Consider the following 16159-nt stretch of genomic DNA (forward strand, 5'->3'; position numbering starts at 1 on the left):
TGCTCCTTTGTCATACTCATTCTATTGGTATTTCTCAATACATGTTTTGCATATACAGGCCTTTCCTTTTTTGTCCTCTGGAACTAAATCTAATACATGCTTTGGTACCTTAACGCTATTGCACCAGCAATTATCTTGACCATGCTGGCAGTTATTATCTTTTCCGCAAATGGGGCAAATCTTTTCTGATTCCTTTAAGTTCATTAGTATTCTCCTTCCACTTTTTACTTAAAAACTAAAGCAATTGCTAATGCTATAACTTGACCAACATTCATAAGTACCATATTTTTCACTGAAAGAATAAAGGTCTCAGCTTTGACTGGCTTGCTCCTGAAGGTCTTTATATTTTTATAAACAGGTATCAAGGTTAATAAAGCTAGCAGCAATGTTAAAGGGGCAATCCTTAAAATAACTGCAGCTATTATAGCTGCATAACCTATATAGTATAAAAATGCAAAAAGCTTTAATGAATTCTTCTTACCAATATAGTACACCAGGGTAAACCTCTGATTTGCTATATCATCTTCTAAATCGCAGGTGTTATTAGCAAGCATTATATTTGCTATTGCACCTACGGTAGGTATTGATATAAGAAATATTCTAAATATCTCTAAAATATTAATGTTTAAACTCAGAATATCATATGAGTAGGTTAAACTTGCAATATTTTTATCATATACATGTATAAAGATAGCTAAAAATAGTATTATAAAACCCATGAAGAATCCTGAAAAAGCTTCACCTAATGGCATACGGGATATTGGTAAAGGTCCGAAGGTATAAAAGATACCTACTGCAAAAGAAAGCATACCAATCAATAGTACCACCGTACTGGTTCTTACTGTGAGAATAAGGCCTAAGGTTGACGCGACCGTTATAAGTGTAAATATTATTCCTAAAGCTGTTTTCTCTCTGATTCCATGCTTAACCATTGCATTATGATGTTCATAACCAAAACCTTCTTTTTTTATAGCTTTCTTAAAATCTATATAATTATTTATTGCTGTAGTTGCCATGTCAAAGCAGATCAAAGAAATAAACATAATTATAAAATTACTTGACTTAAAGCTGCCATATCTGTATACTGCATAAAGTGTCCCTATTGCAAATGGGATTACACTTGCAACCTTTGTTTGAATCTCAACGAACTTTAAAAAGCTTATTAACGTCACTTTTTTTCCCCCAATTCACATATAGATTTTATCTTATCATTGTTTATATCATTTTAATTATATCTTATTTTTATAAATGTAAAAGCTTTAACTACGTCAAATTTGACAAAATAAAAAAAAGAGGTTATTATTTTACATATATTTACTGCTAATAGTAAAATAAAGAATGGAGGGATTATCATTACTTCGATTCAAAACTTTCTAACAAAAGTCAAAAACAAGAAAACCATAACTTTTATAATATCAATCTTAATTGCAGCGGGATTAATTACAGTAATTTACATGAATATAAAAACGATTACTGTAGTAATCGATGGTAATCAGACTAAGCTTATAACTTTTAAAAACAGTTTAGACAAAGCCTTAGCTGAAAAAAACATCGTTGTAGGTCCTAAGGATAAAATTGAGCCTTCTATAGATTCAAAGGTTGTAAATAAGTCAACTGTAACAATAAAACGTGCAGTTAATATTACTGTTCAGGTAGCCAATGAAGAAAAAGATATATTATCTGCCGAGGAGGATATAGACTCCATGCTTAAGGCAGAAGGCATATCACTAAACGAGATAGATAAACTAAGCCTGCCTAAAGAAACAAAATTAACTGAGGGCATGAAACTTGGCATAGTAAAAGTAGAAGTAAAAGAACTTACAGAAACTGAAGCCATAGATTTCAGCACTGTTGTAAAAACCAACAGCAGCTTAGCAAATACTCAGAAAAAGATTGTTCAAGAAGGAAAAGAAGGCGAAAAGAAAACAACCTTCAAGGTTACATATGAGAATGGAAAAGAAGTACTTAGAGATGTAGTGAATCAAATAGTTTCTAAGCAGCCTAAAGAAAAAATTATAGTTCAAGGAACTTATCCGCTAATGCCTGTATCAAGAGGTGGAGATCCTATGCCTTACTCAAAGGTTATAAAGGCTAGAGCGACAGCTTACTCTCCAACTGGTGGCAGGACAACGGCTTATACTGCTACAGGTCGCAAAGCTGTTAGAAACCCAGAAGGCTACAGTACAATAGCAGTTGATCCAAGTGTTATTCCTTATGGCACAAAGCTTTTTGTACAAGGTTATGGCTTTGCCATTGCTGCAGATACCGGCTCAGCTATTATTGGAAATACTATAGATGTATTCTTTGATACTAAAAGAGAAGCTCTCAATTGGGCAGTAAAACATGTTAATGTATATGTATTAAAGTAAGAAAAGCCTTTCAGCGAAATTTTAATTTCGCTGAAAGGCTTTTACATTTGTATTATTTATTTAAAAAAGCTTTCTCTTTAACATCCATCTCATTATTATCAGGTACTCTAGTTAAAATTATTCCCCCAACTATAAATAGAACAATTATACTTAACACTCCATTATTGCTCTTTCCTGTAATCTGAGTTGTTATACCCATAAGCAGCGGTCCAAAAACAGCTGCAAATTTCCCAAAGATATTATAGAAGCCAAAGAACTCATTAGAATTTTCCTTAGGAACAAGCTTCCCAAAGTAGGAACGACTTAATGCTTGTATGCCACCCTGAGAGGTTCCAACGAGCATAGCAAGTATCCAAAAATCCAGCTTAGTTTTTAGGAAATATCCATAGATACAAATAAGTGTATAAATTATTATTCCTACAAATAGCATTGTCTTTGCTTTATATTTTTCAGCAAGCCTTCCGTAAAGTATTGCAAAAGGAAAAGCTACAAATTGAGTTACAAGCAAGACTATAAGCAGCGTGTTTGAGTCTACACCTAAATCTGAACCATAAGAACTTGCCATCTTTATTATAGTGTCAACACCATCTATATAGAAAAAGTATGCCAGTAAGAATAAGAAAACCTTTCTATGCTGCTTAATATTCTTGAAGGTCTTTCCTATTCTTTTAAAGCTATTAAATATTGGATTTGGTTCAACATCAATTCCATGAACCTGGTGAACTCCTTTAAGCATAGGTATTGTAAACACCAGCCACCAAACAGCGGTTATAACAAAGGCAATTTTACTTGCTGTTGGAACTGATATGGGAAGTGTCTTAATTCCTGCAAGCATTACTATTGCCATGCTTATAATGAAAGGTATTGTACTGCCTATATAACCAAGTCCAAATCCCCAGGTTGAAACCTTATCCATTCTTTCTTCAGTTGTGACATCTACCAAGAAAGCATCATAGAAGACATTAGCTCCCGAAAAGCCTATAGAGGATAAAATATATAAAACTAAAAGCATTACCCAACTAGCATCTGGTACTAAAGCAAGCATTGCTGTTGCTATTATTCCCATTATAAAAAATATGTTAAAAAACTTCTTCTTATAGCCCTTATAGTCAGCAACTGTTCCCAGTATAGGGCCAATTATTGCGAGGAATAAAGTTGCAATAGAACTTGCATACCCCCAATAAGCCGTAGATACCTCTGGTGCACCACCTGCATTGTTAAACACAGATTTAAAGTATAGAGGCAGTATTGCAGTAGTAACTGTCATTGAATAGGCTGAGTTAGCCCAGTCATAAAGCGCCCAACTCTTCTCCGTTTTGGTAAGCTTAAACATATAATCCCCCTTGTATTCCTTTTTAGATATGAAACTGGCGAGTCTTTATATTATTATACAAATGCTTGTACCTATATTATAACAGCTGATAATTAATATTTCATTAATTTATTTTAAGAATTGTTTAACAATTGTTCCATCTGTATGTTCAAGCTCTACTCCTAAAAGCTCCGCAATTGTTGGCGCCTCGTCCACTAGACTCATTTCCTTTATTATTTCGCCTTGCCTTATTCCTTTGCCTGATGCCATAAATACAGTTGCATAATTTTTCTTAAAAGGTGAGTAGCCATGAGTAGCTCTAGTTCTATGAGGCTTACGACCGATTTCTTCAGTATTAAGTTCTTTTATTGCATCCCCCTGAAACTCGTCTGTAAAATAATATCCCTGGTTTGCTTCCAGCATAAAGGTGCAGCTTGGATCAGCCCCTAGCTTTTCCGCATCATGTGCAGTATAGATTGATTCTAGACAGTCATACCTCTTATTAAAATTATCTATAAGAGAATATACTTCTTCTTTTAGCATATCATCGTTTTTATCTTTCAAGTATACATAAGCAGATCCATCACAGCTTTTAACTACAGCTCTATAGTTAGTTATTTTCCCACTAGAATTAACTTTTATATATCCATTATCTTTTAAAAGTACATTTAAACATATAATTTTATTCTCATCCAAGCTACTGTGGTCTCCTAGTACTATTACTGTACTTTCTTCATACATATTGCATTTTTTAAGAGTCTCAATAATTTCTCCAAGCCTATTATCATGCCTATTTAACGCCTGCATTGCTTCTTTTGAATTAAAGCCATGATAATGCCTCATAGAATCTAAATCAACATAGTGAACCATTGTAATATCAGGTTTCTTTTCCTTAATTGTATACAACATAGACTGATGAACAAAGTCATCCAGGTAAGGCTGCTTTAAGCCTCTCTTTATATGACCAAATCTCTTGTTAAGCTCCAGCTGATAAATAGGGCTTCCGTTAAAAAGTGAAATCATAACTTGATTTTGCCATGGTCTGTTTGCAAATATCTCAGGCATATTGTACTGAATTTTTGACTTAGCTGTAACTGGCCACAAAAGTGCTGCAACCTTCATACCTTTTTTAATTGCAGCATCATAAAAGGTTTCACCCTTAATATATTTTCTCTGCCAGTGCCAGTCTGGAGACTCTCTTTCCGGCTGCAGCAAGGTATTATTAACAATACCGTGATTTTTAGGATACTTACCCGTAACTATAGTTGCATGTGCAGCGTAAGTAACCGTTGGATACACACTATATACATTTTTACAATAGGAAGCTTCTTTAAGGTACTCTTTAAAGTTTTGAAGCTCCTTTATATAATCAAAATCCAAGCTAGATAATCCATCGAAGGATATTATAATTAAATGCTTAGCTTTTCTACTCATTTATTCTCCTTTTCTTTTTCAATTCTTTCTGCTAACTCATTTAAATAAACCCATCTTTCCATTTTTTCCTCTAGCTGCTTTTCTAAATCTTCTTTCTCAGCTAAAAGCTCTTGAAGCAAGGTGTAATCTGTAGAAGCACTGCTAATCTTTACTTCACTTTCTTCTATTCTGCTTTCCAAATCAGCAACAACTGAATCTATCTCAGCATATTCCTTTTGCTCCTTAAAAGAAAACTTTAAAGGTTTTTCTTTCTTTTTATCCACAGCTTCCAAACTTTTGTTCACAGCATCCTTACTTTTATCCACTGACCTGTTATTAGTTTCTGCTTCAGCTTCATTTACTTCCTTAAAATCTGTGTAATTTCCTGTATACTGCTTTATCTTTCCCTCACCTTCAAAAAGAAATATTTTTTCAGCCATTCTGTCTAAAAAATATCTATCATGGGAAACAGATATTACTGCTCCGGGAAAATCCTCTAAATAGTCTTCTAATATTGTAAGAGTTTCTATATCCAAGTCATTTGTAGGTTCATCAAGCAATAGTACATTTGGTGCTTCCATAAGAACTCTTAATAGATATAACCTTCTTCTTTCACCACCTGAAAGCTTAGATATAGGAGTCCACTGAAGGGAACCAGGAAACAAAAATCTCTCCATCATCTGTGAGGCTGTTATTTTATAGCCTTCCGCATTTTCAATATATTCGGCTGATTCCTTTATATATTCAATTGCTCTCATATTTTCATCCATATGATGAGTTTCCTGAGAGTAATAACCTATTTTAACTGTTTCACCAATATCCACAACTCCGCTGTCCTGTTTAACGATGCCTGCAATTATATTCATTAATGTAGACTTACCGCTTCCATTTGGACCAACTATACCTACCCTATCATTTCTTAAAACTATATAGCTAAAATCATTAATAACCTTTTTATCTCCAAAGGACTTACTAATATGTTCAAGCTCAACTACCTTCCTGCCAAGCCTGCTGCTTCCTACTGAAATTTCAAACTTCTCATCTGCCACACCAACCAGCTGCTCACTCAGGTTTTCAAATCTATCAATTCTAGCCTTTTGCTTAGTTGTTCTAGCTTTTGCTCCTCTTTTGATCCAAGCAAGTTCTTTTCTAAACAGACCTTGAAGCTTCTTTTCTGTTGCCGCCTCAAGTTCCTCTCTTTCTGCCTTTTTTTCAAGGAAGGTACTATAGTTTCCCTTATATAGATACAGGCTGCCCCTGTCTAACTCAATTATTTCATTTACAATTCTGTCTAAAAAATATCTATCGTGGGTTATCATAAGTACAGCGCCTCTTCTTTTGTTAAGGTACTGCTCAAGCCAATCTATTGTATCATTATCAAGATGGTTAGTTGGCTCATCCAATATTAATAGGTCTGACGGATTGATAAGAGCAGAAGCTAAAGCTATTCTCTTTCTTTGTCCTCCTGACAAACTCCCAACCTTAGCGCTAAAGTCAGAAATTCCAAGTTTAGTTAAAACAGTCTTGGCCTCACTCTCGATGTTCCAAGCATTCATCTCATCCATTTTATGAGTTAGTTTCACTATCTTATCGCTATTCTGAGAATTCTGGAGCGCTTCTTCGTATTCGCTTATAAGTTTCATTATAGGCGAATTTCCCTTGAAAACTTGCTGAAGTACTGTGGCTTCAGCATCAAACTCTGGATTTTGGGACATATATTCTATCTTAACGGAATTACCTACTATCACTCTTCCCTCATCAGGATATTCTATGCCTGCTAGTATCTTTAAGAAAGTAGACTTTCCAGTACCATTAACACCGATAAGCCCTATCTTGTCTCCTTCATTTATTCCGAGGCTTATATTATTTAAAAGCTGTTTTTCGCTATAGCTCTTCCATATATTTTCTGCACTTAATATGTTCATACTGCTCTCCTTATTGTAGTCTATTATTTTTTATTTCTTTATAACACACAAGCGGAAAAAGAGCAATTAATTTCTAAATGCACGAATTTTATCATTAAATATGGTAACTCTAATAATAAAATCACACTACTTATAAAATGAAAGGACAACACATATGAAGCTTCATAAGATAAAGTTTATAGTAGCTGCAACAATAATTTCTTTAGGCTTGTTCTTTTCTATAGCGTATAGTAAGGATATTAATAACATCCTTAAGCCTGACCTGAAATTTAATACTGACGGCAAATTTAAAATAGTTCAATTTGCTGATATTCAAGACGGTCCTATGACTGATCCTAGAACTATAAGCTTGATGAATAAGATATTGGATTATGAAAAACCTGATCTGGTAGTGCTAACCGGTGATAATATAGATGGAAAGTGCAGATCTGCTTCTGATGTAAAGACAGCAATTGCTAACATTGCAGCCCCTATGGAAAAAAGGAAGATTCCTTGGGCTGTTGCATTTGGTAATCATGATGATGAGCATAAAATAATGACTAAAGAAGAAATGCTGAAAATATATATGTCCTTTCCATACAATATAAGTCAAATGGGGATTATAGATAATGATAGGGTAGGCAACTATAATCTTCTTGTTAAAAGCTCAAGGGGTGATACCCCTGGATTTAATGTTTATATGATAGACTCAGGAAAGTATTCCCCTGATCAAAATGACTTTGAATACATTAAGGAATCTCAAATCGCTTGGTATAAAAATACTTCAGCGCAATTAAAAGAAAAGTATAAGAAACAAATCCCATCACTGATGTTTTTTCACATACCTATTCCTGAGTTTAAAGTTATGTGGGACAGCGGCGCTGCTTTAGGTGCGAGAAACGAAGAAGAGTGCAGTCCAAAATTTAATTCTGGACTCTTTGATGAGCTAGTAAAAGCAGGAGATGTTAAAGGCGTATTTGTAGGACATGATCATATAAATGATTATGCTGGGAAGTTCCAAAATATTATGCTAGGTTATGGACGCAGCACTGGCTATGCATCTTACGGTAAAGAAGGATACTCTCATGGTGCACGAGTATTTCTGATACATGAAAAAAAACCTTCCGACTTTGAAACTTGGGTAAGACTTGAACAAGATTTTTAGATTAAGATAACTAGTATATTAATTCAAGGTTTTATGATGTTATATTATCTATTAAAATAGGGCTGCATACATTTAATTAAACTGTATGAGCCCTGTTTATTTTATCTATTTGCTGCATTTTCTAATAAGTTTTATATCGGCCCTTAAAGATGCAGCAGATGCTTTCTTTCCTCTAACAGAAACTTCATCTATAGGAATCTTAAGTTCCCTTGCTATAATTGCTGCTACCCTGTTTCTGCAGAAATTTCCCTGACAGTTTCCCATCCCTGCCCTTACTCTTCTTTTTACAGCATCAATTGATTTTATAGGTATTCCTCTATGAAGTGCATCTACTATTTCAGCTTCCGTTATTTTTTCGCATCGACATATTATATTCCTTTCAGGCTCTTTGTCATCAATCCTACCATAAAAACTTTCATCCTTTATTCTTATTAAAGGTTTTCTGTATGGATTAAAATGAGGCTTTTCCCTTAATTCTAATCCTGAAGCTTTTACGATATCAACTACCTTCAAAGCAATAGCCGGTGCTGAGGTTAGCCCTGGCGAATCAATTCCTGCTACATTTATGAAACCTTTTACTCTGCTCTCTTCAATAACAAAATCACCTGTACTGCTTACTGCTCTAATTCCTGAGAAACTAGTTAGCGCCCTTCTAATATCAAAATCCTTTATGGATTTTCTTGCTGTTTCAATAACATTCTCAAGACTTTCTATTGTAGTAGCAACATCATCCTTATCATCTATTTCTTCAGCATTTGGCCCTATCATAAAATTCCCATGGTAAGTTGTTGTTACTAGTATTCCTTTTCCCTTTTCCGTTGGTACCTGGAACACAACAGTATTAACTAAATGCCCTTGATCCTTGCCGAACAATATATACTGTCCCCTTCTGGGGCATATTTTAAAGTTGTCAGCTTCAATCATACGAGCTATTTTATCACTATATAGCCCTGCTGCATTGATAACATATTTACTATCTATATTTCCATTGTTAGTCTTAATATTAAAGTACTCATCTTTAATTTCTATGCTTGTCACTTCTGTTTCAAGCTTAAGCTCCACACCATTCATAATAGCATTTTCCACTAGAGCAATAGTAAACTCATAAGGCGAGGTTACTCCTACACTTTTTGAATATAAGGCTGCTGTAACCTCTTCACTAATATGTGGTTCTATTTCCTTTATTCTATCTTTATGGATTATTTCTAAATCATCACTGCCTAACTTTAAACCATTTTCATATAGCTGTCTTATTTTTGTTTTGTCCTCTTCACTAAAACCAACCACTAGCGCCCCTGTCCTTCTAAAACCAAAGTTTAATTCCTTGTTCAGCTGCTCGTACATCCTGTTGCCCTTGCCGCACAGTTCACCTTTTAAGGTTCCATATTTAGCTGAATAGCCTCCATGTACAATACCGCTGTTAGCTTTAGAAGCTCCAGTAGTAACATCTTCTTCTTTTTCTATTAAGCATATTCTTATTGAATACCTTGAAAGTTCTCTTGCTATAGATGCACCTACTACCCCTGCACCTATTATTGTTATATCATACACATTTTCACCTTCCCCACACACAGGCTATATGTTTTTTATCCAAGTTAAAATATCCTGATAAACCTCTTCCTTTCCAATTTCGTTTAAAATTTCATGTCTCATGTCTTTATACAGTTTCATCTGTACATTTATGATACCTGCATTTTTATATTCTTTATAAGCTCTCTTAACCATTTTTCCGTTACTTCCAACAGGATCTTTTTCTCCTGACAAAATAAGTATAGGCAAGTTTTTTGGCGTACTGCTTATATTCTTCCTATCAGTTATAAATAGCAAGCCATCAAACATATCTCTAAAAGCACTTGAAGTAAACACAAAACCGCACAATTCATCTGATCTATACTTATCGACTATGGACTCATCCCTGCTAAGCCAGTCCTGTTTTGTTCTTATAGGCTTGAATTGATTGCTGAAAGAATCATAGGACATACTGTTTAAAGTCATATTTCTGTTTCTTGCCCCATTTTTCTTAATATCTCTTTCAGCAAGAAACTTCCCAAACTTTGTTATAATTCTTGGGTTATGAGCTGTTCCTGTAACAATAAGTCCGTCTAACTCTTCACCATGGATTGATGAATAGTGTCTAGCTAAGAATGACCCCATACTATGCCCTAACATAACAAGTTTAAGTTCCTTATGCTGCTCTTTTATATACTTAGTTAACTCATATATATCTTCTACGACCATGCTCCAGCCATTGTTTTCAGAAAAATATCCCAAATCATCTTTACACTCAACAGATTGTCCATGTCCTCTTAAATCGCTGGAATATACCAAAAAACCGTTCTGAGTTAAAAAGTCTGCAAAGTGTTCATACCTTTTTGAATGCTCACAGGAACCATGCACGAGCTGGATTATACCAATTATCTTATTTTCACTTTCCGGCTCCCATTTGAAAATGCGACTCTCATGCCCATCTCTCATTGTAAGTTTAAATTCTGTTGATATCATAAAATCTTCCCCCCAAAAACAAAATGGTATCCCCGTAAAGGAAATACCATCTCACACTCTAATACTATTATACTATATCTTGTAAAAAATTAGAAACATTATTTTTCAAACATTTGTTTGTTCTCTCTAATAATTATAACAGCATTTTTTATAATTGCATATATAGGTACCACTGCAAAAGCAGCAAAAGGTCCTCCTGCAGCTATGGCAGCTATAACTAAAAAGATATCTGTGAGTGGATGTATTTTCATGCTTCTAGCCATGATTGCCGGAACAACTACTCTTCCTTTAAGGGTTTGAACAATTATAAACACAACCACAAGCTTTGCAAACATTAATATTCCCATACCTAAAGCTATTACTACAGGAATAATCATAGATATAAAAAATCCTACAAAAGGTATGAAGGCAAGAATGAAAGTTATAGTTGATAAAATCATAGCATTTGGCATTCCTATAATCTTATAGCCTGTAAAAATCATGAGGCTCAAGGATAATGCAACCTTTGCCTGACCAGTGACGTAATGGCTTAGTATTACATCGCTTTCGGAAAGAAGCTTATCTGCTACACTTTTATATTTTTCAGGCACAAACCTTAACGTTTTTTTCTTGAACTTGTGTCCATCCTTTAGCATGTAAAAAACAATAACTATTATGAGAAATACCATTGAAAAAGTATTCATAAAGTATCCCGCCATTCTCATAAAGTTTTGTCCTATCTTTTGAATATAGTTCTTGGTCATATCCACAGCTAAAGCATAGAATTGATTACTATTTATAAACTGATTTAAATAGCTTATAATTCCCTTAATATCACTGTTTTGCTTAACTGTTATAGTAAGGTTATTTCTTAAATCTTTAAATTGTCCATAGGCATACTGACTGAAATAGTATACTAGTCCACTTAAAATAAAGCCTGATATAAGCAAGCTTAGCAAACTCCCTTTGCCAGTTCCCAACCCTTTTTTAATAAATATATTGTTAAGCGGCCTTATAATATAGAAAAAAAGCGTTGAAATAAACAGCGGCACTAAAAGTGTCTTAGTAACAGCTGTTGTAAGTCTATGGATTAAAACTATCCTTCCTAAAAGGATACTTCCTATCAAAATTAAATTAATAATTATTAGAACATGAAGTACTTTCTTATATATAGGTCATCCTTCCCTTCACCTAAAAAGGCTAACATTATGTTAGCCTTATTGTGAACAGGAATGTCTCAATCTATTCATCCCCCGCAAACTGTTCTCCTAGTATATCCTTTAAATCAGAAATAATTTTCTTATCCTCACCAATATACTGAACAATAATACTTCCTTTTTTAAAGAAATGCGGTTTTGAAATCCAATCTACCTTTATTGATTTGCTGCCATTGCTATATCCACTTCCATATTTATCAATACGCCCTGCTTCCTTCTCCATTTGCTTGCTGCTGTTGAACAAATAAATATCTATAGCTTTATCGCCAATTATCATTCGTTTTCTTTCAGTAGGAAGAAAATCCTTATTTACATCCTTTATTTCAAACTTATAGTTTTTTGCTTTCATTTCACTTTGAAAATGTTCAATGCTAAAAACCTTTTTTGTATCTGGCTTATTGCCGCATGCTCCAAGCGTTAAAAATATTGCCAAAGAGAAAATAGTTAAAACTATTTTATAGCTTGACCTAATCATATATCTCGTTCCTCCTAAAATTATATCCCTCTATAAATTACATCTCTCAATGTTATATACGTAAAATAGATGAACTAGTTTGAGTTTTTTAACAGAAATAATAATTAGTTCAAAAAAACGTTAATCTATATCTAATCAAAAAAACAGGCAAATAATCTTTTCATATGTATCTGCCTGCTCTCTGTATATAATTCTATACAATCACAAATTTTGTTATTGTATCGTAAACTCTAAATAATAGTTGATTCATATTCTTATCCTTTAAAAACTGAAGCTCAATTCTAATGCCACCTGAAAGGGTAAGCTTAATTTCAGCATCCAAATCAAAGGTTCCAGCAGTTTCAATCGCATAAGTGATAATCGATTTATAAGGAATGGTGGCATATTCAATTTTCTTCCCGGTTATCCCCTGCTTATCACCAATTAATATTCTTTTGTCAGTAAATACAGCAGTATCTCTAAAGGTTTTTACTGCAAATAAAGGTGTTTCTGTATCTGTTAGAAGCCTTCTCATATTATCTGGTATTGATACCTCGTTATAAAAAGTATAAACATTAGATATTACATCAGCCATCTTTACTTCCCCCTGTTTTAAAATTTATTTTTGAATTCTTCCCACTGATTTGATAGGCCTAAATCTTGAAATTTCTTGCTAAAATAATTTATTAATTCCTCCCTTAATTCTGAGTAATCTGTCATGGAGCTTTTTCTATTAAAGTAATCCCTTAGAAGTTCCTGTTCTTCTTTAGATAGGTAATAACTCAAGTTATCCCTGTCTTTATAAAGATCCTCCAAGGTTATTGGTCTGCTCTTATTCTCTTCTACAACCACAATCGTGGATGCTGCCATATCTCCAAGTCTTTTATGCTGCTTGTTAAAGAATATAAGTATTGCTCCAATACCTAACATATCTGCAAATACTCTAAAAAGGTTTCGTATAGCAGAATGCTTCAAGGTTATTGGTTGACCATTAGTTCTTATAGTTCTAAGGTGCATAGCCTTTTTACCTAAAGTCTGCCCATTCATGCTCAGTTCCATTGCTATAAAATATCCATAGGTAATAATTGCATAAGTAAGAAGTGAAATTCCAACGATCCAACCGTAGTATCGCTGCCAAAAATCTTGTGAGTATACCATTATAAGAACTATTGCAATTCCTAAAATCAAAATAAATAATCCCTGCACTAAAGAATCTATAATTACAGCCGCGGTTCTAGAACCGATGTCGGCCAAAGTATATTCAACTTCTATATTTTCCGGAGTTGTAATTTTTATTTTTTTCATACTAGCCTCCTAAAATCCAATTATATACAATTACCTTTATATTTGTTAAAATATATCTGAGGTGAAAATTTTGAAAGAAGAACAATTTATTAAAACAAATTCAAATACATGGAGAGAGCTTGAAAGTCTCTCTACTGTTATCAATAAAAAAGGCATTAAGTCTCTGCCTTCAAATGAAGTTAAGAAGTTCCTAAGCATCTTTAGACAGTGCAGCCACCACCTTGCCTACGCTAGAACTCACTACCCTAAAAGCAACACCGAGAATTATTTAAACTCTCTTATTAGCAGTTGCCACAGCCATGTTTATGCTGTAAGAAAAGTATCTCCTGGAGAGTTTTTCAAGTACGTAGGCTACGAATTCCCAAGGCTTTTAAAGGAGCAAAAATGGTTTGTGTTAAGCTCCTTTGGTGTTTTTGCTTTTGGACTGTTGTTAAGTTTAATATTAGTTGCTGCTAATCCTGACAATGCTAACATGTTTCTTCCTGAAGCCATGGTAGAAGGAGTTAAAAGCGGAACTGCTGGAGGTGGAGGAGGTCAGTGGAATTATCCTCTAATGTCCAGCTATATAATGTTTAACAATATTTCTGTATCTCTAAGAGCCTTTGTATTTGGTATTACTCTCGGACTTGGTACTATATACGTCTTGTTTTTTAACGGTGCTCTCTTAGGAGCCCTTACAGCACTTATGTATATGTACGGAAATCCTAAGCATTACTGGTCCTTGATACTTCCTCATGGAGTAATCGAGTTAACTGCTATCTTTATTTCAGGTGCAGCTGGTTTAACGATTGCTAAAAGCATGTTCCTTCCTGGAGAGCTAACAAGAAAGCACTCCCTCATAAATGCTTCAAAAAAAGCTGTATCCCTTGTTCTAGGAGTAATACTAATGCTCGTAATTGCAGGAGTTATTGAAGGTTTCTTTACTCCACTTAACATTTCCGAGGAAATAAAGTTAATTTTTGCAGCTATAACCGCTGTATTACTATCACTATATTTTGCTGTACCATACTTAATTAAAAGAAAACATAATTAACAGAATATCGTTGATTCATAATGTAAAGTACACTATTTTAAAATAATGTTGATTTAGAGGATGAGCTTCATAATTAAAGCCATTAAGCAGACTAAGGGAGCTCTAGACTTCTTATGTGAAAGCAAACTGCTTCCAGATGATCTCACCCTCTACAAGTCAACACAATTTAAAAATCTAGACCTACATAAAGGTCTTATTCTTAATCCTAATGTACTGATTTATTGCCTCAACTTCTATTTTCTCCGCTTCACATTCCAAGCAGTAAATTCCTCTCCTATTTAAGAGATTTTTTATTTTCTTTCTTTCATTTAGCAGCTCTAAAGCCACACCTTTATCAAAAAGCTCCTGCTGGTTTTTTATTTTCTGTGCAGCTAAACTTTCCAAGCTTTCATTCCTTATAAGCATAATAACCACAAGATTATTTTTGCTTATTACAGGCAGTGTCCTAAGCATATTTTCCGCTTCCTCTACTGTCTCAAAGTCGGTAAAAAGAAACACTATACTTCTATGACGTTCCTTTCTCTTAAAGTAATAAAACGCTTCTTCATAGTTTGAGGTTTGATTTGTATAATCAATGTGGTAAAGCTCTTCAAGCATTTGATTTCTATGTCCTGCTCCCTTTCCTGGTGGCAGCATATTGCTTACTTCTGTATTAAAAATAAGCAAAGCTGATTGGTCTCCATTTTGATTAACTATGTCAGAAAGCACTAAAGCGGTATTAACTGCCAAATCCAGCTTTCTGTAACCTCTCACACTGTAGCTCATAGGTCTTCCAGTGTCTATAAATATGTGAACATGCTGATTTTTTTCTGGCTCGTATTGATTTACAATAGGCTTATTTTCCCTGGCTGTTGCCTGCCAGTTAATCTTCCTATATTCGTCTCCTGCTACATACTCTCTGAGAGACTCAAAGGAAGTTCCCCGTCCAAGCATTCTAAGACTTTTTTCACCCTGCTTTAGCTGGCGGTTATTTGTTATGCTCATTCTGTACTTTCTCAAATTTTTCAAGTTAGGGTAAACCTTATACTCTTTATCTAAATCCAGCTTAAATTGCTTAGCACACAACTTTAGCTTCCCCTCATATCTCACATGAACATTTCCAAATTTATAAGCTCCACGTTTTGTAGGTGTAACAAAATATTGAAATAATTTCTTCTCATGAGGATTGACAAAGCCTTTCATAAGCTTATTTCCTGTTTCAAAATTAAATTCTGGAACCTCATCTATTAATTCTATGTTAAATATACTATCACCTTTGTTATACACCTCAAACTCTATAGCTTCTCTTTCGTATATAGATAATTCTTCTCTGTCTCTTCGCTCTATGTGCAGAATCTCTTGTCCTGGAGATATAAAATAGTCAATTAGAAGCAGCAAAGCACATAAAAGGTTATATACTATAAAAATACTAAAGGAGATATTCAACATAGCCCCAATTACCAAGAGCAAAATACCAAAGCAAAGTAAATATATAAACCTTCTGGTTATATTCAAAGCTATCACCCT

General features: G+C 34.1%; 15 protein-coding genes. 3 read left to right on the forward strand and 12 right to left on the reverse strand.

Annotated features, from left to right (window positions below):
• Window positions 1-21: 21 nt before the first annotated feature.
• Both NBE98_RS05950 and menA read right to left on the reverse strand, forming a co-directional pair.
• Window positions 22-204: a cysteine-rich CWC family protein gene (locus tag NBE98_RS05950; RefSeq protein WP_250813567.1), complete on the reverse strand. Its 183-nt coding sequence runs from the start codon at window positions 202-204 to the stop codon at window positions 22-24.
• A 20-nt stretch (window positions 205-224) separates the two neighbouring features.
• Window positions 225-1172, reverse strand: a complete 948-nt coding sequence (gene menA, locus NBE98_RS05955) for a 1,4-dihydroxy-2-naphthoate polyprenyltransferase (RefSeq protein WP_250813569.1) — start codon at window positions 1170-1172, stop codon at window positions 225-227.
• 282 nt (window positions 1173-1454) lie between these two features.
• Here menA and NBE98_RS05960 point away from each other — a divergent pair, with 282 nt between their 5' ends.
• Window positions 1455-2369, forward strand: coding sequence for a resuscitation-promoting factor (locus NBE98_RS05960; protein ID WP_250813571.1), 915 nt, complete (start codon window positions 1455-1457; stop codon window positions 2367-2369).
• A 52-nt stretch (window positions 2370-2421) separates the two neighbouring features.
• Here the strand turns inward: NBE98_RS05960 and NBE98_RS05965 are convergent, their stop codons facing one another.
• From NBE98_RS05965 to NBE98_RS05975, 3 genes are all read right to left on the reverse strand, one after another.
• A complete protein-coding gene (locus tag NBE98_RS05965; RefSeq protein WP_250813573.1) occupies window positions 2422-3702 on the reverse strand; it encodes an MFS transporter in 1281 nt (426 codons plus the stop codon).
• A 108-nt stretch (window positions 3703-3810) separates the two neighbouring features.
• A complete protein-coding gene (locus NBE98_RS05970; RefSeq protein ID WP_250813574.1) occupies window positions 3811-5115 on the reverse strand; it encodes an alkaline phosphatase family protein in 1305 nt (434 codons plus the stop codon).
• On the reverse strand, window positions 5112-7019 hold the full coding sequence (locus NBE98_RS05975) for an ABC-F family ATP-binding cassette domain-containing protein (protein WP_250813576.1): 1908 nt from the start codon (window positions 7017-7019) through the stop codon (window positions 5112-5114). Before NBE98_RS05975 ends, NBE98_RS05970 begins: the two co-directional genes overlap by 4 nt.
• A gap of 154 nt (window positions 7020-7173) precedes the next feature.
• On the opposite strand from NBE98_RS05975, the gene NBE98_RS05980 reads away from it, so the two are divergent.
• Complete coding sequence (locus tag NBE98_RS05980; protein ID WP_250813580.1) at window positions 7174-8163, forward strand: metallophosphoesterase family protein; 990 nt, start codon at window positions 7174-7176, stop codon at window positions 8161-8163.
• 105 nt (window positions 8164-8268) lie between these two features.
• On the opposite strand, the gene NBE98_RS05985 is transcribed toward NBE98_RS05980, so the two are convergent.
• The 6 genes from NBE98_RS05985 to NBE98_RS06010 all read right to left on the reverse strand — a co-directional run bounded on the left by NBE98_RS05985 (window position 8269) and on the right by NBE98_RS06010 (window position 13620).
• Window positions 8269-9714 carry an NAD(P)/FAD-dependent oxidoreductase gene (locus NBE98_RS05985; RefSeq protein ID WP_250813583.1) on the reverse strand — a complete coding sequence of 482 codons (1446 nt, stop codon included), beginning with the start codon at window positions 9712-9714 and terminating at the stop codon, window positions 8269-8271.
• A 24-nt stretch (window positions 9715-9738) separates the two neighbouring features.
• Window positions 9739-10665 (reverse strand): alpha/beta hydrolase, encoded by a 927-nt coding sequence (locus NBE98_RS05990; RefSeq protein WP_250813585.1) that lies wholly within the window; start codon window positions 10663-10665, stop codon window positions 9739-9741.
• Between the two features lie 98 nt (window positions 10666-10763).
• A complete protein-coding gene (locus NBE98_RS05995) occupies window positions 10764-11771 on the reverse strand; it encodes an AI-2E family transporter (protein WP_250813587.1) in 1008 nt (335 codons plus the stop codon).
• 115 nt (window positions 11772-11886) lie between these two features.
• Entirely contained in the window at window positions 11887-12336 is a 450-nt protein-coding gene (locus NBE98_RS06000; RefSeq protein ID WP_250813589.1) for a hypothetical protein, read from the reverse strand.
• A gap of 193 nt (window positions 12337-12529) precedes the next feature.
• The gene (locus NBE98_RS06005) at window positions 12530-12910 is read right to left on the reverse strand and encodes a PH domain-containing protein (protein WP_250813591.1); all 381 of its coding nucleotides are present in this window, start codon (window positions 12908-12910) and stop codon (window positions 12530-12532) included.
• 17 nt (window positions 12911-12927) lie between these two features.
• The gene (locus NBE98_RS06010) at window positions 12928-13620 is read right to left on the reverse strand and encodes an RDD family protein (protein ID WP_250813593.1); all 693 of its coding nucleotides are present in this window, start codon (window positions 13618-13620) and stop codon (window positions 12928-12930) included.
• Between the two features lie 70 nt (window positions 13621-13690).
• Here NBE98_RS06010 and NBE98_RS06015 point away from each other — a divergent pair, with 70 nt between their 5' ends.
• The gene (locus NBE98_RS06015) at window positions 13691-14653 is read left to right on the forward strand and encodes a stage II sporulation protein M (protein ID WP_250813594.1); all 963 of its coding nucleotides are present in this window, start codon (window positions 13691-13693) and stop codon (window positions 14651-14653) included.
• A gap of 180 nt (window positions 14654-14833) precedes the next feature.
• Here the strand turns inward: NBE98_RS06015 and NBE98_RS06020 are convergent, their stop codons facing one another.
• Window positions 14834-16147: a DUF58 domain-containing protein gene (locus tag NBE98_RS06020; RefSeq protein WP_250813595.1), complete on the reverse strand. Its 1314-nt coding sequence runs from the start codon at window positions 16145-16147 to the stop codon at window positions 14834-14836.
• Window positions 16148-16159 lie beyond the last annotated feature (12 nt).

Source organism: Clostridium swellfunianum, assembly GCF_023656515.1.
GTDB classification, from domain to species: Bacteria; Bacillota; Clostridia; order Clostridiales; family Clostridiaceae; genus Clostridium_AT; species Clostridium_AT swellfunianum.